This is a genomic window from Cytobacillus stercorigallinarum (assembly GCF_014836495.1).
Classification (GTDB): Bacteria; Bacillota; Bacilli; order Bacillales; family Cytobacillaceae; genus Cytobacillus; species Cytobacillus stercorigallinarum.
Window position 1 is genome coordinate 29,927 of the sequence record NZ_JACSQT010000004.1, and the last position, 19,442, is coordinate 49,368.

The window sequence follows — 19,442 nt, forward strand, 5'->3', positions numbered from 1 at the left end:
AAAACTACATCAATTCCCTAAAAGTAGCTATCAAACCTTCTATGTCTAACTCCCAGTTCTCATTTAAGTAAAAATAATCAATTTCACACGCACTCGCCCGGCAAGCTGTCTCATATTCGGAAAAAGCAGGTTGGACAATCATTACACGCTTTCTAGCAAATAAATGTCCAATCATTGAGATAATCTCGGCTCCTCCGTTGGCGATGAGTACATTTTCTTTAGGAAGGATTGTAGTTTTACTAATACGCTCTGTTAATCTCGTGGCAAACGGGTCGGGGTATTCTAATAATGATGAAAGTAAGCTTCCCCATTGCCTTTTCACATCTTCAGGAGGCCCTAATGGGTTAATATTCGCACTAAAGTCAATTGTGTTTGCGGGCATATCTAACTTTAATACTTCGTATAAATATTGTGGATTCGCACCATGCTTAGGCCATTGCAATCCATACACCCCCTAGCCATAAAATCAAAAGGTACAGAGGAATGGTTTTAGCAATGATTGCATTCGCCTCTATAATATGAATACTTGATAATGGCATATTGTCTTCTCCCATCGTGGCACGATACGAAACATGCCCTTCATATGTATTTTTACCACCTAGCTGAACGCCTAATAAATAAGCCACAGCCGCTTCGCCCCAACCACTATTCGGGCTTGGATGTTTTTTGGCATCGCTCATCACTAATCGAAAACTCTCTCTCTTTTGAATAAATCTTGGTTGATTCATGAGAAGCATACAAAATGCTGTCAGTCTACTCGGTACCCAGTTCACCACATCATCAAGCTTTGCCGACGCCCAGCCAAAGTCAATGTATTTCTCATTTTTATAACCAACCATTGAGTCACAAGTATTAATAGCGCGATAAACTAAGGCAAGCGGTGCACCACCAATGAAGGCAAAGAACAATGGGGCAGTAATACCATCACTTGTATTTTCTGCTACTGTTTCAACTGTTCCTCTAACAATCTCTGCTTCATTTAGCTTCTCTGTATCCCGACCAACAATATATGAAAGCTTTTGCCTTGCCTCACTTAATTGTTCATTCACTAAAGGCTCGTATACTTCTAATGCCGCTTCCTTTAAACTTTTTTGGGCGATGGTAGTTGCGATTAACACCGCCTCAAGTAATATTCCAACAATAGGGTGGACCGCATAGGCAATCACAACAATACTTATCGATGCAGCTAATACAATCACTAAGACTGTTGTTAACATAGCTACACCTTTCCATTTTCTATGTTCCCCTATATTCCATTTCTTTCTTAAAATGCCTATGAAAGAACCCATCCACTTTACAGGATGCGGCCATCGCGGTGGGTCACCTATGAATCGGTCAATGACCACCGCTACTGTTAATGCAACTAAATGTTCAATCATTATCTGTTTCCTTTTTTCTTTTACGATTCTTGTGAATCGCTTTTTGTGTACATTCGTAAATACCTTTTCCTATTATTTTCCCTAGTGGTGTAACCGTTCCAGCGAAATCGATTTTCTCTCCGCTTTGTGTTGCAGCAACTAAGATACTATCCGTAGATGTGCCCGTAGCAACTGTCCCTGTTTCTTTGTCTCTCACATCTAAATCCATTAATACTTTTACTTTCGCTTCAGTAGCCGTCATCATTGCTTGAATAAACGCCTCTTCAGAAAGATGGCCATTGACAAATATCCAACTATTAATCGTGCCCGGAGTTACTACCTCTTTATGTTTGCTCGCCATCGAAACATCGACAGCGTTGCCTACACCTGCTGTTACCACGATCAACACAGAGAACAGATCCATTTCGTAAAAACCGTAGACCACATCATCCATATATACCGCTGTCATCATTCCAACCGTTTCCGAAGGCTCAAACCCTTTTTCTATAAGAAAATCCACCATCTCCTCATAAAAGTCATCACAGTTATAACTTTTATCCACATGGCGATTAACGAATGTTTGATACCAACCAATACCAGAACCAACAACACCTGATGACATGACCCTTAGCGGTTGGTCAGACTGAAGTGTAATATACTCCTTATTGATCATTAATCTAGCCGGTGTAATGATCTCTTCATTTTGCCATTTCTCCTCAGGTATAAGAACTACTTGTGGTGCTGGGACTTTCGGGTGTCCGTGTTTCTTCACTTCAGTCTCATAAACCTCGATAATACGTGCTTCTTGCAATACTTCATTAGGTTTATCATTACTGACGATTTGTCCCTCATTTAACAAAACGATTTGATCACAATATAAACCGGCTAAATTTAAATCATGAAAAATGGATATGACCGTTAAACCTTTTTTCTCTGTCCACTCTTTTAACATATCTAGCAATTCTTTTTGGTAAGATAAGTCTAAATGATTGGTTGGTTCATCTAGTAACAATATTTCTGGTTCTTGTGCGAGACTTTGTGCCAAAAACACACGTTGTCTCTCTCCACCTGATAGCTCAGTAATATTTTTATGCGCAAAATGATGTACGCCTGTTTGTTTCATAGAACGTTGCACCACTTCATCATCATCATCAGACCATGTTTGGAACCAACCACTTTGATGAGCATAGCGACCGAGTGATACAATTTCTTTCACTGTATAAGAAAAACTATATTCGGCATGTTGAGGTAGGACAGCAACGATTTTCGCCATTTCCTTCGTGTTATAACTTTGTACTGGTTGTTCCTTTAAATAAACTTCACCAGACGTAACCGGTATAAGACCACTCAACATCTTTAAAACAGTCGACTTGCCACTCCCATTTGGTCCAAGGATGCCAAATAACTGTCCCTTCTCTACGTCAAAGGAAACATCATGAATGACCTGCTTGCCTCCATAACCACCATTAATTTGCCGTAAGCTATACATCATCACATTATCCTCTGCCTTCCGCTCTTCGTTTCATTAGAATGATCGCAAAAACTGGTGCACCAATTAACGCAGTAATGACACCAATAGGTAACTCAGTTGGTGAAATGACTGTTCTTGCGAATAAATCAGCAAGTATTAAAAACCCAGCACCTGTCATCATCGATAAAGGAAGTAAGTGTCTATGGTCCGGTCCCCATAGCAATCGGGTCAGGTGCGGAATGACCAAGCCGACAAATCCGATGGTACCTGACACCGCTACCGCCGCACCAGTTAAAATCGATCCGGCAATTAAGACCATCATCTTACGTTTCTGTACATTCACCCCGATATGACGGGCTCTTTCTTCGCCGAATGACATCGCATTTAATTCCTGGCTATTGGCTAGAAGCATCACAGAACCAATGATAAAGAAAGGAAGGATGATTTGAACATAGTCCCAACCCCTCATCGATACGCTTCCTAACAACCAACCGATAATCTGTCTCAGTTCATCCCCCGTTAAAGCAATCATTAAGGAAATAAATGCACCTAGAAAAGAACTGAAGATAATACCTGTTAAAATAATTGTCTCTACTCTCATACCACGATCAATTTGTCGCGCAAAGAAAAGGACAACAATTATCGTTAGAAAAGCTGTTGTAATACTTAATAATGGTAAAGTAAATGTGCCAATAAACGGGATGGATAAACCGAGAAAGATAGTCAATACAGCACCAACAGAAGCTCCTGAAGACACCCCCAATGTATAAGGGTCTGCTAAAGGGTTTCTTAATAAACCTTGAAAGGCAGCACCTGCCATTGCAAGTGATGCCCCGACGAATCCTGCCAATACGACTCTAGGCAAGCGAATATTCATAACAATATTACTGTGCATTGGATCAACATCATTACTTATTGGTAAACGTAAGATTTCCGCTCCAATGATATTCAATATATCTAACGGTAGCACTGAAACCGTACCTATAGAAATCCCCATAAGCATGGCTACACATAGGAAAACGAATGCACAGAAATAAGCAACCCCTCTATTATTTAAATACTTCTGGGTAAATCGCTTTTGCAAGCTCCTCTACTCCTTCTACAAGTCTAGGACCTGTACGAGTTACCTTATCAGAGTGCACATCATACACTTGCTTCTCTTTAACGGCTGTTACATCTTGCCATCCTTCTCGACTTAAAAGGGTTTCTACTGCATTTTCCGTATAATATCCGTATGTAGTAATAATCACATCAGGATTCTTTTCGATGACAGCTTCCTCGTCAATTTGTGGCCAACCCTCTTCATCTATTACATTTTCCGCTTGGATCAAATTGAGCATATTATCAATAAATGTTTTCTGTCCGGCAGTATATAAAGAAGGTGCTGCAGAGATTTCTACAAAAACAGATTTTTTCTCTTCAACGGATTTTGCCTTTTCTCCGATTTCTGCCAAACGGGTTTTCATTTCATCAACTGTTTGATTTGCTTCTTCTGTTGCTCCTGTTGCTTTACCAATCATTTCAATAGAATCATACATTTCTTCAAAATCCTGGGCATCATTGACAATAAGAACAGGAATACCAGCACTTCTTATTTGATCTAAACCTTCAGTACTATTATGTGCACTTGAATTATGTGCTAATACGATGTCCGGATTTAAAGCAATAATTGCTTCTACATTAAATTCCTGTCCACCGATCTTTTCAATATCAGCCACTTCTTCTGGATAATTATCAAAATCAGAAACACCGACTACCTTCTCACCTAATCCTAATTCGAAAGCGATTTCAGTATTACTCGGCATTAACGAAACAATCGCTTCTGGTTCCTCTTCAATTACCACTTCATGATCCCAAGCATCCGTTAATGTTACAGGAAAAGCGCTAGTTTCAGTACTCTCTTCAACCTTTTCTTCTCCACCTGTTTTCGGCTCAGCTGTGTCGTTCCCACATCCAGCAAGAATACCTGCTGATAGTAAAATCGAGACTAAAAATAAATACCATTTCTTCATGATTAACCCTCCTTAAAATATAAAACATCCCCAGTAGTAGGAGATGTTTGGAAGGAATAAATCACGACAAAGAAGCCTTACCAAACACCTCCTATCCTCGTAGGTTACAGTGTTTATGGAAGATAGGCAGGTTTCCTGGCTCATGGTTTAATATCACAGATTCCTGCTATTACATAGATAGCAGGTTTCTTTGTTATCAACCATTTACAGTGGCGGGACCGCATTGGTTTTACACCAATTTCCCCTATTAAGTCATAAAATGACACCTATTTCCTTAAATCTACAATTTTCTGTCGATTTTATTATACCTTATCATATATTGTGGTGCATTATTATTTTTATGAATCAGTTACTTGCCATTCTTTCAGTTTTTTATCAAAAACCAATTTCGCGTCCGGAGTGGCTTCCTTTCTCATTGCTTCGAACTCATCATACATATCATCCATATTAGCGAAATCGCCAATTGTCCAGAGTGGGATACTAATTTTCGTTCGTGTCTGCTCACTTTGTTCATAAGAAATGACCAGACCTTCCTTCATTAAATTTCTTAATGCTCGTAAAACATCTTCTGGCACTTGCGGATATGTTTTTTTCTTTTTCAGGCCTAATAAAGATTTTTCTACTTTTAAATGCTCCATCTTCATCGCTGCCACATCGCCAAGCATTTTGTAAAAATCCTGCCAGTCTCGGTAATAGACCTTATTTAACCAACCGTCATCATAGGCTAAATAGCAATAACGATTGCTTAAATGGTTATAGAAAGGTTTCTTTAAATGCTCCTTTACATGACTAAGATATAGGAGCTCAGCAATTGCTTGGGCAGGTAGTTCATTTAACGATTCTTCCTCCTCGAAATCTATCCAGCAAAAATCACCATAACTATAAACATCTTCGTTTATAAGTGCTGGCAATTCCTCATGAGACACCCAATCAAACATGGTATGTACATTCCGTTCCCCGTTTTCATACTGATGCTTCATTAATAGGAGATGCCCAGTGTTGTTCTGTAAGGATTTCATAAACTCAGAAAATTCAATTCCATAAGAAATAACAGACTGGTCCTTTTCGTTTAATAAAATATAGATGAGATCTCGAACACTATGATTTTTCTTTCGCAATTTAGAAACCTCCGAACTGATTATAGAAAGACGAAGAGCAAATTAAATTGTACTACCTTTGCAATCACCCTTATACCACACACTATTCGTTTTACTGCAATAATTTATACTACATGCACGCTAAGCAAAAATAACCGATAACAATACGTCCATTCATCCACTTCATTTTAGCAAAGATAAGGAAATACGATTATTAAAAAAACATTACAAAATAACTATTTCAATTCCAGCGTTTTGTTCAAACCCTTAAAGAACCTTTTTGTATCAAACCAATGATAACATTCCACTTCTAACACATACTATGAAAATAACTAAGGTTTTAGCATACAGTCATAACTTTTAAACCATCCAATCATTTAAGAAAAAAATTATGAATTCCCCAGTTAAAAAATGGTAAGATAATCATGTAATCTGTGTTTACAATTTAAGGTATATCCTCGGTTGAAAGGACTTGAGCTTTATGATTCAGACGATGACAGAAAACCAAATCGCTTTATTAATCATCAAAGCACTAAAAGATAATAAACAAAAAGAGTTTGACAGGATATTAGATGAACTGCAACCGTATGATATTGCTCAAGTTTATGATCATCTACCTGAAAAACATAAGAAACGTTTCTTATTATTTATGACAGCTGAGCGCCTGGCCCAACTACTAGAAGAACTTAATAAAGACATGCAGCTTGAGGTTTTAAATAAATTAGAAAATGAGAAAACAGGAAAAGTCCTTGATCTAATGGACAATGACGATCTCGCCCTTTTACTTCATGATATGTCAGCTAAGAAAATAGAAGGTCTCCTTGCCGGCATGAAACAAAGTGAATCCCGCATTATTCAAAATATGATGACCTATCCTCCAGAAACAGCTGGGCGCTTAATGACTAACCGCTTTGTATGGATCCGTGATTATTACACAGTCCGAGAAGCAGTAGAAAAGTTAAAATCCTTTGCAGAATATGCGGAAACGATTAATTATTTATACGTGATTGATCAAGATAGAAAGTTAGTGGGGGTTGTCTCTCACCGTGACTTACTAATCGCAGAGCCTCTTGAGGTCATCCAAGACATTATGTATGAAAGAGTCATTTCAGCGGCAGTGACGACAGACCAAGAAGAAGTGGCCAACATGGTCTTAAAATATGATTTTCTTGCTATCCCCATTGTAAATGATGAAAATGTGCTAATGGGAATTGCAACAGTTGATGACTTGATGGATGTTGTTGTGCAAGAAGCGAATGAAGATATTGAAAAGCTATCAGCTTCCGGTAAGGCAATAGACTTTGATACGAAAGCTTTCGTTGCCGCTTATCGAAGGTTGCCGTGGCTCATCCTTTTATTATTCATCGGCATTATATCAGGCAGTATCATTAGCGGGTATGAAGCAACTTTATCGCAAGTCGTAGCCCTCGCCTTTTTCATGCCCATGATTTCTGGTATGACAGGTAACACAGGTACGCAATCATTAGCTGTCGTTGTCAGAGGTCTTGTTTCCAATAATTTAAATAAAAAAGTGGTCACGAAATTAATCCTTAGGGAATTAGGGGTTGGCGTTATTATTGGGGTAACTTGTGGTATTTTAATCGCACTGATTGCATTTTTCTGGCAAGGAAATGTTTATTTAGGCTTAGTAGTTGGCGTTTCCCTTCTTCTTACGTTAATTATTGGCACACTTTCGGGCGCAACTATTCCACTACTGTTATACAAATTTGGCATAGACCCAGCCATAGCTTCCGGACCACTTATTACAACATTAAATGATATTTTCTCTCTTGTTTCGTATTTTGGTATTGCCACAATGTTTATTTCGTACTTAATTTAGCATTGCTTTTTTTGTAAATAAGGAAACTCTTTTTCAATTCTGTACGTCTATATATACGTTTAAACATATTTTTGCAAAAGACCCCTCATGTGTTTTTTTCTATTCGTAGCATTACCTTAATGTATAAAATAAAGATAGGTGTTTATATATGGATCGCATACAAAAAAAGAATGATCGCTTTGATTGGACATTATGCCTGATATTATTTTTGTTCTGCATCATTAGTTGCACAGCCATTTACAGTGGGCAAACGACAGCACAATACCCTGATAACTTCGTATTACAGCAAATTATCTTTTATAGTGTGGGTATAATTGTGATTGCAGCCATCATGTATTTTGATTCCGATCAGATTAAGCGTATGACATGGATATTATTCGGTATTGGAACGATACTTCAAGTTGGGCTTTTTATTGTACCAGAGTCTATTGCCTATGAAGTAAAAGGAGCAAAACTTTGGTATAACGGCCTACCAGGACCTTCCTTGCAACCATCCGAATTCTTTAAAATTTTTCTTATTCTCGCACTAAGTAAAGTAATCGTTAGTCATTATGAAAAATACACCATGAAAACGGTCAAGAATGATCTCATTCTCTTTATTAAACTTGGGCTCGTTACATGCGTGCCACTCGGACTCATTATATTGGAGGATTTAGGTACTGCCCTAGTTATTATTGCTATTTTCACAGGGATTCTACTTGTTTCGGGTATCACCTGGAAAATCATCCTACCTGTTTATGGAACGGTTGCAGCTATTGGTGGAACCATCATTTACTATATAATTTGGGCCCCTGAAACTTTATTAAAATATCTTTCAGTCGATAACTATCAATTGATGCGGATTTACGCTTGGTTAGATCCTTATACACATAAACAAGGAGCTGGCTTACAATTATACAATTCTCTTCATGCCATCGGTTCAGGAGAGTTAGGTGGTAAAGGTTTTTATGAAAGACAAGTTTATATTCCCGATGTTCACACCGACTTTATATTCAGTGTCATTGGTGAAGAATATGGCTTTATTGGTGCAAGCATTGTCATTTGCTTATACTTTATTCTCATTTTTCATCTAACGAAAATTGCCTTAACTGTCAACGACCCATTTAATACTTATGTCTGCGTAGGTGTCATTAGTTATATTACCTTCCATGTATTTCAAAATATCGGTATGACTATTCAAGTGTTACCAATCACTGGTATCCCTCTTCCTTTTATCAGTTATGGAGGGAGTTCCTTAATCGGCAATATGATGGCTATGGGGCTTATTTTTAGCATTAGATTTCACCAAAAGAGTTATATGTTCCAAGATAGCTCTAAATATTATCGTGCATCTTAAGGTTGCTTTTTTAAAAATCTAGCGTATAATAATGGAAAATCAAACGGAAATTCAGTGACGAAGAGAGTAGATGTAGGTGAATTCTAAAGCGAAGCAGGGATGGTGAGAGCCTGCGAGAAAAAGCCACATTGAAGCGCACTTCGATAGAAGCATGGCAGAATTTAAGTAGGTCATGTCGGTTGTTCGCCCCGTTACAGGCAAGTAGTAAAGGGGTTCGTTACGGAACAATTAGAGTGGTACCGCGGGTTTATAGCTCGTCTCTCAAATGATGAGAGACGGGCTTTTTTGTGTTCTTCTTTATTTTTGGAGGTGAAAAAGGTGATAGATATGAAAAAGACAATCAGTTCCTGTATTCAAGTTGCAACAAATTACGCCTTAAGTGAAGGTGAGATTCGACGCTTGTTAGAAACCCCTAAAATACCCGAACATGGCGACCTCTCTTTCCCATGTTTTGCACTAGCAAAGATTGATAAAGAAAACCCAAGTCTAGTGGCAAAAGCCTTAACAACAAAGCTAACTCATGAATGGATCGATCATGTTAAAGCAGTGGGGCCATATGTAAATATTTTTCTAAATAAAAAGGCAATCAGTCAACTCATTATACAAGCAGTCCTACATCAAGGAGAGAATTACGGACAGTCAGGAATCGGTAAAGGTAAGACAATCGTATTAGACTTCTCCAGCCCAAATATCGCTAAACCATTCTCGATGGGGCATCTTCGTTCGACAGTCATTGGTCATTCCCTTGCACTTATAGCAGAAAAGCATGGATATGACACAGTTAAGATTAATCATTTAGGCGACTGGGGTACACAATTTGGCAAACTCATTACTGCCTATAAACATTGGGGAAACGAAGCTTTAATTAAAAAGGAGCCAATTAAGGAATTACTTCAATTATATGTGAAATTTCACGAGAAAGCTGAGGAGCATCCCCATTTGCATGAAGAAGCAAGAGCTTGGTTCAGAAAACTTGAACTTGACGATGAGGAGGCAAAGCAACTTTGGTCTTGGTTTAGAGACGAATCTTTAAAAGAATTCGAGAAAACCTATCAACTGCTTGGCGTCTCTTTTGATTCTAATCACGGGGAGGCCTTTTACAACAAGCAAATGAACGCGATTGTCGACACACTGCAACACTCGGACTTGCTATACACCTCTGATGGAGCAGAGATCGTTCCCTTATCAGAGGAAAATCTACCTCCGTGCTTAATTAAGAAATCGGATGGCGCAACTCTTTATGCAACACGTGATATTACGGCAGCCATTTATCGTAAACAAACATATCAATTTGACGAGGCACTCTATATCGTCGGTCCAGAGCAGTCCATTCACTTCCAACAAGTCAAAGCTGTATTATCTAAAATGGGACATTCGTGGGCGGCACATATCCATCACATCCCATTTGGGTTGTATTTGCAAGAAGGTAAGAAGATGTCAACAAGAAAAGGTCGTGTCATATTATTAGAGGAAGTTTTACAAGATGCCATACAGTTGGCAGCTGAGAATATCGATCAAAAAAATCCTCATCTAAAGAACAAAGAGGAGGTCGCTAAATCTGTTGGTGTAGGAGCAATCATTTTCCACGATTTAAAAAATGAACGAATGAAACAAATAGAGTTTTCTTTAGAAGACATGTTAACATTTGAAGGTGAAACAGGTCCGTATGTACAGTATACCCAAGCAAGAGCACAATCTATTTTACACAAAAGTCGGCAACAAACTTATCAAATAGAAGGTTTATCAAGTGCATACGCTTGGCAAGTAGCAAAACTTTTATCCCTCTATCCAAATAAGCTCGTCCTTGCCCAAGAAAAATCAGCACCGTCCATCATTGCCAAATACTTAATTCGGCTTGCACAAAGCTTTAACAAATACTACGCTAACGAAAAAATCCTTCATGAAGATGAACATTTATCTTCGAGGCTCGGTCTTGTAAAAGCAGTAACAATCATCTTAACTGATGGTCTGCATTTACTTGGTATGAAAGCACCACAGAAGATGTAATCCCACCTTGTGTGCCAAGCTCCCTTAATAATTGGGAGCTACTTTGTTGACTGTAGGCAATTGGAAAATGCACTCTATCAGGAAGGAACCACAAACTGGCTTACCTCATCGTACTTAATTTCCATGCTAAACTCAGCCTCCCCTGTATTTTCCCTGTTTAAGAGTACCCTTTTTCTTCTCGCCAATGCGTAATATGCCTTTTTCCTAGCACAGTGAAAAAGTAGAGAAGATAGAGAATAACGATGATTAATCCGAAAACATTTTGTTCAAATGCCTTTAAGGCCACACTCAAAATCGTCGTTAAGTATAGAAATGCTAGTAGTGTAGTTATTTCTTTGTTGTCGAAAACATCAGTTGATCTAGCTCCGAATTGAGAACCTATTAGCCCACCAGCAAGTAAGAATATCCCCATAAAATAATTGATTTCTACAGTGAATGCATAGGATAAGAAACCTGCTGAAACGATAAATAGTACCGCAAACAAACTCGTTCCTACCGCTTTCTTAGGTAACATACCTAAAAAGGCAATCGACATTGGTACAATAATAAACCCTCCTCCTACACCTAAGGAAGTGGAAACAAACCCTGCAAACAAGCCGATTAAAACCATTTTTAAAATGGAAGGTTGAACTTCATGATTCGTTACTTGCTGCGCACTTTTCTTCTTAAACATTTGAACAGAAAAGAAAGAAAGCAGCACAATATACATAGCGGGGATCGCCCACTCATCTAACTGATAAGCATCTAAAAACACAACAAAAGGATGGGCAATTTGAGTAGCAACGATCCCGCTCACCCCTATAATAACCCCCGCTTTCCAATGAATGTTTTTTAATTTTATATGACCGATAATCCCAGAAGATGAACTCCCAATGGTAAATAACAAACTTGTCGCAATTGCCTCAATAGGAGCAAGTCCAAGGAGCATTAATAATGGGGTTAATATAAACCCTCCACCGATGCCAAAAAAACCTGACAACACACTGATTAAGGCACCTAGTAAAAAAAACAATATCAATTCCACAATTCCATCACCTTTCTATGCAAACAACCATCCCCATCATACCCCATAGTAATGAAAAGAAAAAGTGTACATATAATTTCTAAAGGACAAACCACTCAATCTTAAAAAGGGGTTTTCATATATGCAAGAAACTTTACATCTTCTTAAAGAATGGTTATTGGAATATGGTGTGTTTGGACTGTTTTTTGTCTCGTTCGCTGACTCTTCTTTCTTTCCCCTCCCTCCTGATTTACTTTTGATTCCGATGGGACTAGCAAATAGCGAGCATGTGTATTGGTACGCCTTTCTCACTACATTTGCTTCTGTTGTAGGTGCTATCTTTGGCTGGTATATTGGCTTGCGGATTGGCCGGCCTGTCCTACGATTACTTTTTAAAGAACAACAAATTATGAAAGTAGAACATTACTTTCAAAAACTTGGTCCATTGGCGATTCTGATCTCTGCCTTTACGCCTTTACCTTTTAAAATATTTACGATTTTATCTGGCATCTCAAAAGTGAAAATACAGACCGTCGTCTTATGGGCAACGATTGGAAGAGGAGCAAGATTTTATTTTGAAGCCTTTCTCATCCACCAATTAGGCGATAAGGCTGTACCTTTCATAAAAGAGCACTTTTCAGTGCTAACCATTTATATGGCTATACTCATTATTATTAGCTTCATCACAACACAATATATCAAAAATAGATTAAAGTAATTCCTTATTTATAATTATTATAATTAAGTATTGATTTTAATTTTAAATCAGTTATAATGTAATTAAGACAAAACATTCTTGAGGAGATGAGTAAATAATGATTACATTAGATACAAAATTAAACGCTGCACTAAATACACAAGTTGCTAACTGGAGCCTACTTTATACGAAACTACATCGCTATCATTGGTATGTTACAGGTCCACACTTTTTTACACTACATGAGAAATTTGAAGAGTTATATAATGAGGCAGCTGAGGTAGTCGATGAAATGGCTGAACGCCTTCTAACAATCGGTGGCAAACCAGTCGCTTCATTGAAAGAATATCTTGAGGTAGCGACACTTCAAGAAAACCTCCAAGAACAATCTGCGCAAAAAATGGTTGAAAGTTTGATCGGTGATTATCAACAACTACGTGCCGAATTAAAAGAAATAATACATTTAGCCGATGATGAAAACGAGCCGGCTATCGAAGATTATGCTGTGGGCTTAATAAATGCAGTAGATAAACATATTTGGATGCTTAACGCTTATCTAGGTTAAGAGGTTTCATGTAAATTTAATAGATATAAACAAAGAAGCGAACGAGTTCGACTAAAGTTTTTCAGTCGATTCACCAATCGCTTCTTTTTTATTTAAGTGTTGCCCTTTATAATGAATACAAGACAACTAACGACATCTCAGTTAAAGGAGGCAACAAATGTTCAAAAAAGTCATTCAATCAGAAGAAGAATTAAAAGCGCTATTCACTCCCCCAAGTAAAGCCGCTGCTAATAAGGTCATTACTGTAATCGACGAACATTGCAAAGACTTTCTTGCTCGTTCACCGTTTCTTTTTTTAGCAACAACGAATAAAGATGGGCAATGTGATAATTCACCACGTGGAGATTATCCCGGGTTTGTACAAGTGTTAGATGAAAAGCATCTAGTTATACCTGATAGACCTGGTAACAGAAGATTAGATAGTATGCACAACATATTAAAGAACCCACATGTTGGATTATTATTTATCATTCCTGGATTAAATGAAACATTAAGAATTAACGGAAAAGCTGCAATTATTCAAGATGAAGATATCTTAGCTAAAATGGCCGATAAAGGAAAGGCACCTCTCTTAGGAATCGCTGTGGAAGTTGAAGAGTGTTTCCTCCATTGCGCTAACTCATTTAACCGAGCCGGTATTTGGAAGCCTGAAACTTGGCTTGCAAAAGAGGACCTTCCTTCACCCGCGGAAATGTTCGCTGCACATATTGCTACAAATGTTATAGAAAAAGTATAATTTTTTTTAATAGGTTTATAGGTTCCTGCTGAAATGATCTTTTAGGAGGAACCTCATTATTTTTCAGTACACCCCAGATTTACAATTCCAACTTCATCCCCTCATGCGTTGCTTTAAACCCTATTTTCTCATAAAAATGTTTCGCTTTAGAGCGTTGCTTATCTGTTGTTAATTGTACGAGCAGCACTCCTTTTTCTTTCGCTCTAACTATGGCCTCTTTTATAAGGGCTTCACCAAAACCTTTTCCTCTAAATTCACTTGCTATGCGGACACCTTCAATGATTGCTCTCCAGGATCCACGATAGGTTAAATAAGGGATATAGGTCAATTGACAAACACCGACAACCTTCTCATCCCATTCTGCTACTATTAATTCATTATGTTTATCTTTGCTAATCGCTTCAAACGCCTGCTCATAAGCCTGATGCAGGGGGATGGACACATCTTCTCTCCCTGTTCCTAACATATCATCTGCTAATAATAGAACAATTCTTTCTAAATCCTCTCTTTTTGCCTCTCGAAAGATAATCATACCAACACCTCCTCTCTTATCTTACTTCCCTCATCTTCGCTTTAAAATAACAAATAAACGAAGACTTACCATTCAATTTGATTATTGATTGACATAAAACTTTTTGGTGTTATATTATCAAAAAAACGATAAGGGCTGATCTTTGCTAAGGGGGTAATTAGATGAATGAATTAAAGGATATTCAACAATCTATCATTTTAAATGCACCAATAAATACAGTATGGCAGCATGTAGCAACTAGTAAGGGAATTGCAGAATGGTTTATGCCGAATAACTTTCAAGCAATAGAGGGAATCGCATTTGAAGTACAATCTCCGTTTGGCCCTTCACCATGCCGCGTACTAGAAATTGATGAACCCAGAAGCTGGTACCATTTTTACTAAACCAAACGAAAAAAGCGAAATAATTCGTGAACGTATGAATATCGGCTGGGAAGCGATCGTGCAAAAACGTTTAAGGATGGTAATAGAGCAATCATGACAGTAATCAAGTCTGTTCTTGCTCATTTTTCAATCAGTCGCACGGCTGTAGCCAAACATCTGCATATTCTCTCTGATGCCACAGAGAAAACATCTATCATATGAACCTAATGACTGCATGATTATGAACAATGCTGAGTTTATGATCAAGAATGATAAAAAGGATAGAAGGGATAAAGAGACGAAATTAGGTATAATCAACTAAATTCCATGATATAATGAACAAAACACATTGGAAAGGTTGGTTTTTAGAATGAACAACCAACAAATCGCTTCTATTCCACGTCCTCTCGTTAAAACGAATCAGTGGGTAATCACCTTAAGTGTAATCGCCACATTGATTACAGGGCAATTCTTCATTTTGCTTATTCCTTTACTTGCTGGCTTGATGGGCTTACTAACAGGGAATAATCCGGTGATGATGATAGCTAAAAAATTTCTCAAAAAACCTTTATCCTCTTATATACCTGAAGATAAAGAGCAACAACAATTTAATCAGTTAATTGCTGTCGTATGTTTAAGTATTGCATGGATTAGCTCAATCATTGGATGGACAATACTATCATACTCTTTCGCCATTATTGTCGGATTAGCAGCAACGATTGCTCTTTGTGGCTTTTGTATTGGCTGTTTTATTCACTTTCAATACAATCAATATAAATATAGACGCTCTTTGCGTTCGTAAAAAAAGCGAGGTCAATATGACCCCGCTTTTTTCTTGAATTTATTACATTGCAGTTAATCCACCATCAACGATGAATTCAGAACCTGTTGAATAGCTTGATTCATCTGATGCTAAATATAATACAAGGTTAGACACTTCTTCAGGTTTTGCCATACGTTTAAGTGGAATATGTTTAGCGAACTCTTCTACCTGTGCTTTCGTATCTTCTTGGACAATCATTGGTGTCTCAATTACTCCAGGATGTACAGAGTTTACACGAATTCCATAATGAGAGCATTCCATTGCTGCGGCTTTTGTGATCCCACGAACAGCGAATTTCGTATCTGTATAACCCACTGCACCAGCAACAATACCATTCATAGATGAAATGTTAACGATAGAGCCACCTTCTGCTTTTTGCATGGAAGGAATAACCGCTTTCATTCCTAAGAAAACAGATACTTGGTTAATATCTACAATACGACGGTATTCTTCTTCAGTCGTTTCAAGTAATGATTTAGACATGGTAATACCCGCATTATTTACCAACACATTAACAGGACCGAATACTTCTTCTGCTTTAGCTACAACAGTTGCCCAGTCTTGTTCGGTTGTCACGTTTTGTTTTACGAATAAAGCATTTTCACCTAATTCCTTGGCAACAGCCTCACCTTTTTCTGTGTTTAAATCAGTAATGACTACTTTGGCCCCTTCTTCAATAAAAAGACGCGCATGCGCCGCACCCATTCCTTGAGCCGCCCCAGTAATAATTGCTATTTTACCTTCTAATCTTGCCATGTATAACTCCTCCTCAAATCTATCAATGTTGAAAATAGGAAAATTGTCATCTTTTATACTACATATGTAAATTAACAGAATTTTAATGAGTTGTCAAAACAAATGTTTCGAGTATGAAAATAGTATTTGCTTATCGCTCTATTTTTCATGTTATACTCTTTATTAAGACACAGTATGAAAGGTGGTAGTCATTGTGGTAAAAGAAGACCGTCGAGTCTTGCGAACACGTAAGAATTTAAAAAGTGCCATGTTACAACTGTTAGCCGAAAAAGACTTTAAAGAGATCTCAATAACAGAAATATCTAAAGTTGCCAATTGTAATCGTGTGACATTTTACTCGCATTATAAAGATAGCTCTCATTTATTAGAGGACATATTTCAAGACTACCTAGAACAACTCGCCCAATATTTCCGCGATAGCTTTAAAGGAAAAAAAAGCTTCTTATTATCTGACCCAACACGAAATGTCCCAATCTTCGAATACGTACAAAAAAATCAATTCGTCTTCTCCCTTATGTTGGTTGGCGAAGTGATACCAGGTTCTCAAAACCATTTTTGCGAAACCATTACTAGCATTAGTCGAAGTGAGTTACAATTGAAAGAAGAGATATGGTTTGATATAGAAGCGATTAATTTCTATGAAACATACGCCCTTTTAGGACTGTTTATCTTTTGGATAAAAGAAGACTTCCAAACAACGCCTGAAGAAATGGCTAAAAGACTTTCCTTCCTTCACTCAACAAGCTTGGGAGAGGCCATTGTTAAATAAAATAAACACTTAGGCTATACATAGATTTCTCTATATATTTTGATATTATTATTCCACATTGATATGTTAATAAAGAGCGTTCACTGTTATACATCTATGGGTGGTGCAACAATTGTTGCCCATTCTATTTTCTTTAGTTGTGACTGTTTAACAATCTGTGAGAAATGGAAAATGGGGGTTTTTCATCGCGTTAACTGGCACTATGCCCATTAACACAGAACAAAAGGAAGCATTAGTTAACTTTCGTTTTATTGGGGATTGATTATCTAAAGGCACTTTTACTTAGTTATCTTTAATTCTTTTTTTCTCGATGTACGAGCAAACTTATTTTGTTACGCTATCTTTGTTTCCTTCACTCTCGTTGCACGAGCAAATCCGCTTTGTTCTGCTATCTTTGGTTCTTTCACTCTAGATGCACGAACAAACCCCATTTGCTACACTATCTTTGATTCTTTCTCTCTAGATGCACGAGCAATTCCTCTTTGCTCCGCTATCTTTGATACTCTCACTCTAGATGCACGTACAAATCCTTTTTCCTCCTCTATCTTTGGTATTTTCATTCTCGTTGCACGAGCAAACACATTTTACTCCGCTATCTTTGGTTCTCCCCCTCTTCGATGAACGCACAAACTCCTTCGGACACACATAAAACTTGTACTTAAAACAAAAAAGAAGCACCTTTTTAAGAATGCTTCTTTTTCTTATAGGATAATCGCTTACTTGAACAGCAGATTATTTTAATTCAGCTAATACTTCTTCGATTTTAGCAAGCTCAGATTGTAAGCCGCCACCACTTAGGTACCAAAGTGCACCATCAAGGTAGATGACACGATCATTTTTGTACGCTTGTGTTTTCTTAATAATATCGTTTTCAAGATCTTTTTCGATATTAGAGTTACCATCTACAGCCGCTGTACGGTCGATAACAAATAATACTTCTGGGTCAAATTCTAGAATCGCTTCGAAACCGAAGTTTGAACCGTGAGATGAAGATTCGATATCTTGTGTAACTGGTTTGAAACCATATACATCATAGATATAAGCAAAACGAGAGTTTTCAGCAAATCCAGAAAGTTTTCCTTCATTGTACATAGTCACTAAAGAAGTTTCATAGTTACCAGCTAACTCGTTAATTTCTTCAAGTGCTGTATCGTATTTTGCAAGATATTCTTCTGCTTCTTTTTCTTTATCAAACATTTTTGCAGCTACGTCAACAGAATTTTGGAATGTATCCCAATAAGCATCTTCGCTAGTACCTACGAATACAACAGGTGCAATTTCTTTTAATTCTTCATAAAATGCTGATTGACGACCAGAAATAAAGATAACGTCTGGATCAAGTTCAGCAATATCTTCTAAAAGAGGACCTTTTAAAGAACCAACATTTGTGTATTCATCAGATGCATAAGCCTCTAAGTGAGAAGGTAATGTAGATTCTTGAGGTAAACCAACTATCCCTTCAACTCCAAGTGCATCTAGTGTATCTAAGAAACCGTAGTCAAAAACAACAATTTTTTCAGGCATACTTTCAAATTCTACATCTTCAAAGTTAACTGTTGTTCCGGCATCACGACTTTCAGTTGAAGCAACAGTCGGAGACACAGTCATTGGATAAGCAGAACCTTCTGCTGCATTATTTTCAGTTTGTTTATCTTCTGATTTGTCTGCATTTTCAGTAGTATCATCATTAGAACCACAGGCAGCAAGCATTAAAACAAGCGCTAGAAAAATACTAGCTAACTTCCATTTCTTCATATGTATGACCTCTCCCTATTGTTTAATCTCTTATTAGCAATGATAATCATTATCACTGATAACAATAATCATTATAAATTGATTTACACAAATCGTCAATACCATTTGCATAATTATTTTGAATTTTTTTAGGAGAAAATGCTATAAATGGAAATTAATTATTCTACTCACCATTTATTTCATCTCCCGAAACTCTTGTCAAAATTAGATTTTTAACATTTGCTAACATAAAAAAAGCTATTCATAAAAATAAGCACAAACATGTATAATTATGCATTTGTTTGATATTTAATCCCTTATAGAAAGGGGTGATAGTAACCCGT

General features: G+C 37.4%; 20 protein-coding genes, 1 pseudogene, 1 riboswitch and 1 other annotated feature. Of the genes and pseudogenes, 10 read left to right on the forward strand and 11 right to left on the reverse strand.

Going from position 1 to position 19,442, the window contains the following annotated elements:
• Positions 1 to 4: 4 nt before the first annotated feature.
• The 6 genes from H9655_RS22710 to H9655_RS10110 form a co-directional block, all read right to left on the reverse strand.
• The gene (locus tag H9655_RS22710; RefSeq protein ID WP_191813543.1) at positions 5 to 442 is read right to left on the reverse strand and encodes an aminotransferase class I/II-fold pyridoxal phosphate-dependent enzyme; all 438 of its coding nucleotides are present in this window, start codon (positions 440 to 442) and stop codon (positions 5 to 7) included.
• Entirely contained in the window at positions 429 to 1,382 is a 954-nt protein-coding gene (gene cbiB, locus H9655_RS10090) for an adenosylcobinamide-phosphate synthase CbiB (protein ID WP_191813993.1), read from the reverse strand. The genes H9655_RS22710 and cbiB overlap by 14 nt, the downstream gene beginning before the upstream one ends.
• Positions 1,372 to 2,847: a heme ABC transporter ATP-binding protein gene (locus H9655_RS10095; RefSeq protein WP_191813995.1), complete on the reverse strand. Its 1,476-nt coding sequence runs from the start codon at positions 2,845 to 2,847 to the stop codon at positions 1,372 to 1,374. Before H9655_RS10095 ends, cbiB begins: the two co-directional genes overlap by 11 nt.
• A gap of 7 nt (positions 2,848 to 2,854) precedes the next feature.
• A complete protein-coding gene (locus H9655_RS10100) occupies positions 2,855 to 3,913 on the reverse strand; it encodes a FecCD family ABC transporter permease (RefSeq protein WP_191813545.1) in 1,059 nt (352 codons plus the stop codon).
• Positions 3,879 to 4,841: an ABC transporter substrate-binding protein gene (locus tag H9655_RS10105; RefSeq protein WP_191813547.1), complete on the reverse strand. Its 963-nt coding sequence runs from the start codon at positions 4,839 to 4,841 to the stop codon at positions 3,879 to 3,881. Before H9655_RS10105 ends, H9655_RS10100 begins: the two co-directional genes overlap by 35 nt.
• Before the next feature lie 108 nt (positions 4,842 to 4,949).
• Positions 4,950 to 5,126: riboswitch (cobalamin riboswitch) on the reverse strand.
• A 53-nt stretch (positions 5,127 to 5,179) separates the two neighbouring features.
• Positions 5,180 to 5,959 carry a hypothetical protein gene (locus tag H9655_RS10110; RefSeq protein WP_191813550.1) on the reverse strand — a complete coding sequence of 260 codons (780 nt, stop codon included), beginning with the start codon at positions 5,957 to 5,959 and terminating at the stop codon, positions 5,180 to 5,182.
• Between the two features lie 460 nt (positions 5,960 to 6,419).
• Between H9655_RS10110 and mgtE the strand changes: the two genes are divergently transcribed.
• The 3 genes from mgtE to argS all read left to right on the forward strand — a co-directional run bounded on the left by mgtE (position 6,420) and on the right by argS (position 11,121).
• Positions 6,420 to 7,778: a magnesium transporter gene (gene mgtE, locus H9655_RS10115; protein WP_191813552.1), complete on the forward strand. Its 1,359-nt coding sequence runs from the start codon at positions 6,420 to 6,422 to the stop codon at positions 7,776 to 7,778.
• 148 nt (positions 7,779 to 7,926) lie between these two features.
• Positions 7,927 to 9,114: an FtsW/RodA/SpoVE family cell cycle protein gene (locus H9655_RS10120; protein WP_191813554.1), complete on the forward strand. Its 1,188-nt coding sequence runs from the start codon at positions 7,927 to 7,929 to the stop codon at positions 9,112 to 9,114.
• Positions 9,115 to 9,159: 45 nt separating this feature from the next.
• Positions 9,160 to 9,379: a binding site (T-box leader), on the forward strand.
• Positions 9,380 to 9,435: 56 nt separating this feature from the next.
• The gene (argS, locus tag H9655_RS10125) at positions 9,436 to 11,121 is read left to right on the forward strand and encodes an arginine--tRNA ligase (protein WP_404826089.1); all 1,686 of its coding nucleotides are present in this window, start codon (positions 9,436 to 9,438) and stop codon (positions 11,119 to 11,121) included.
• A gap of 157 nt (positions 11,122 to 11,278) precedes the next feature.
• On the opposite strand, the gene H9655_RS10130 is transcribed toward argS, so the two are convergent.
• The gene (locus H9655_RS10130; RefSeq protein WP_191813556.1) at positions 11,279 to 12,145 is read right to left on the reverse strand and encodes a sulfite exporter TauE/SafE family protein; all 867 of its coding nucleotides are present in this window, start codon (positions 12,143 to 12,145) and stop codon (positions 11,279 to 11,281) included.
• Between the two features lie 121 nt (positions 12,146 to 12,266).
• On the opposite strand from H9655_RS10130, the gene H9655_RS10135 reads away from it, so the two are divergent.
• The 3 genes from H9655_RS10135 (at position 12,267) to H9655_RS10145 (ending at position 14,122) form a co-directional block, all read left to right on the forward strand.
• The gene (locus tag H9655_RS10135) at positions 12,267 to 12,842 is read left to right on the forward strand and encodes a YqaA family protein (protein WP_191813558.1); all 576 of its coding nucleotides are present in this window, start codon (positions 12,267 to 12,269) and stop codon (positions 12,840 to 12,842) included.
• 97 nt (positions 12,843 to 12,939) lie between these two features.
• Positions 12,940 to 13,386 (forward strand): Dps family protein, encoded by a 447-nt coding sequence (locus H9655_RS10140; RefSeq protein WP_191813560.1) that lies wholly within the window; start codon positions 12,940 to 12,942, stop codon positions 13,384 to 13,386.
• A gap of 157 nt (positions 13,387 to 13,543) precedes the next feature.
• Positions 13,544 to 14,122: a pyridoxamine 5'-phosphate oxidase family protein gene (locus tag H9655_RS10145; RefSeq protein WP_191813562.1), complete on the forward strand. Its 579-nt coding sequence runs from the start codon at positions 13,544 to 13,546 to the stop codon at positions 14,120 to 14,122.
• A 79-nt stretch (positions 14,123 to 14,201) separates the two neighbouring features.
• On the opposite strand, the gene H9655_RS10150 is transcribed toward H9655_RS10145, so the two are convergent.
• Positions 14,202 to 14,654 carry a GNAT family N-acetyltransferase gene (locus H9655_RS10150; RefSeq protein ID WP_191813564.1) on the reverse strand — a complete coding sequence of 151 codons (453 nt, stop codon included), beginning with the start codon at positions 14,652 to 14,654 and terminating at the stop codon, positions 14,202 to 14,204.
• Positions 14,655 to 14,815: 161 nt separating this feature from the next.
• Here H9655_RS10150 and H9655_RS10155 point away from each other — a divergent pair.
• Both H9655_RS10155 and H9655_RS10160 read left to right on the forward strand, forming a co-directional pair.
• A pseudogene (locus H9655_RS10155) lies at positions 14,816 to 15,134 on the forward strand (SRPBCC family protein).
• Between the two features lie 252 nt (positions 15,135 to 15,386).
• A complete protein-coding gene (locus H9655_RS10160; RefSeq protein ID WP_191813566.1) occupies positions 15,387 to 15,818 on the forward strand; it encodes a DUF4395 domain-containing protein in 432 nt (143 codons plus the stop codon).
• A 42-nt stretch (positions 15,819 to 15,860) separates the two neighbouring features.
• Here H9655_RS10160 and H9655_RS10165 read toward each other — a convergent pair whose 3' ends face one another.
• On the reverse strand, positions 15,861 to 16,595 hold the full coding sequence (locus H9655_RS10165) for a glucose 1-dehydrogenase (RefSeq protein WP_191813568.1): 735 nt from the start codon (positions 16,593 to 16,595) through the stop codon (positions 15,861 to 15,863).
• 193 nt (positions 16,596 to 16,788) lie between these two features.
• Between H9655_RS10165 and H9655_RS10170 the strand changes: the two genes are divergently transcribed.
• Positions 16,789 to 17,364 carry a TetR/AcrR family transcriptional regulator gene (locus H9655_RS10170; protein ID WP_318245468.1) on the forward strand — a complete coding sequence of 192 codons (576 nt, stop codon included), beginning with the start codon at positions 16,789 to 16,791 and terminating at the stop codon, positions 17,362 to 17,364.
• Positions 17,365 to 17,427: 63 nt separating this feature from the next.
• A complete protein-coding gene (locus H9655_RS22405) occupies positions 17,428 to 17,577 on the forward strand; it encodes a hypothetical protein (RefSeq protein WP_225230556.1) in 150 nt (49 codons plus the stop codon).
• A gap of 221 nt (positions 17,578 to 17,798) precedes the next feature.
• On the opposite strand, the gene H9655_RS22715 is transcribed toward H9655_RS22405, so the two are convergent.
• Complete coding sequence (locus tag H9655_RS22715; protein WP_263600748.1) at positions 17,799 to 17,924, reverse strand: hypothetical protein; 126 nt, start codon at positions 17,922 to 17,924, stop codon at positions 17,799 to 17,801.
• A 172-nt stretch (positions 17,925 to 18,096) separates the two neighbouring features.
• On the reverse strand, positions 18,097 to 19,119 hold the full coding sequence (locus H9655_RS10180) for a siderophore ABC transporter substrate-binding protein (protein ID WP_191813573.1): 1,023 nt from the start codon (positions 19,117 to 19,119) through the stop codon (positions 18,097 to 18,099).
• Positions 19,120 to 19,442 lie beyond the last annotated feature (323 nt).

Excerpts from the sequence above, each read along its gene's own strand:
- H9655_RS10160 (WP_191813566.1), top strand. The coding sequence starts at position 15,387 with ATGAACAACCAACAAATCGCTTCTATTCCACGTCCTCTCGTTAAAACG.
- H9655_RS10135 (WP_191813558.1), top strand. The coding sequence starts at position 12,267 with ATGCAAGAAACTTTACATCTTCTTAAAGAATGGTTATTGGAATATGGT.
- H9655_RS10150 (WP_191813564.1), bottom strand. The coding sequence starts at position 14,654 with ATGATTATCTTTCGAGAGGCAAAAAGAGAGGATTTAGAAAGAATTGTT.
- H9655_RS10165 (WP_191813568.1), bottom strand. The coding sequence starts at position 16,595 with ATGGCAAGATTAGAAGGTAAAATAGCAATTATTACTGGGGCGGCTCAA.
- H9655_RS22405 (WP_225230556.1), top strand. The coding sequence starts at position 17,428 with ATGTTAATAAAGAGCGTTCACTGTTATACATCTATGGGTGGTGCAACA.
- H9655_RS10180 (WP_191813573.1), bottom strand. The coding sequence starts at position 19,119 with ATGAAGAAATGGAAGTTAGCTAGTATTTTTCTAGCGCTTGTTTTAATG.
- H9655_RS10105 (WP_191813547.1), bottom strand. The coding sequence starts at position 4,841 with ATGAAGAAATGGTATTTATTTTTAGTCTCGATTTTACTATCAGCAGGT.
- H9655_RS10120 (WP_191813554.1), top strand. The coding sequence starts at position 7,927 with ATGGATCGCATACAAAAAAAGAATGATCGCTTTGATTGGACATTATGC.
- H9655_RS22715 (WP_263600748.1), bottom strand. The coding sequence starts at position 17,924 with ATGAAAATACCAAAGATAGAGGAGGAAAAAGGATTTGTACGTGCATCT.
- H9655_RS10145 (WP_191813562.1), top strand. The coding sequence starts at position 13,544 with ATGTTCAAAAAAGTCATTCAATCAGAAGAAGAATTAAAAGCGCTATTC.
- mgtE (WP_191813552.1), top strand. The coding sequence starts at position 6,420 with ATGATTCAGACGATGACAGAAAACCAAATCGCTTTATTAATCATCAAA.
- H9655_RS10095 (WP_191813995.1), bottom strand. The coding sequence starts at position 2,847 with ATGTATAGCTTACGGCAAATTAATGGTGGTTATGGAGGCAAGCAGGTC.
- H9655_RS10140 (WP_191813560.1), top strand. The coding sequence starts at position 12,940 with ATGATTACATTAGATACAAAATTAAACGCTGCACTAAATACACAAGTT.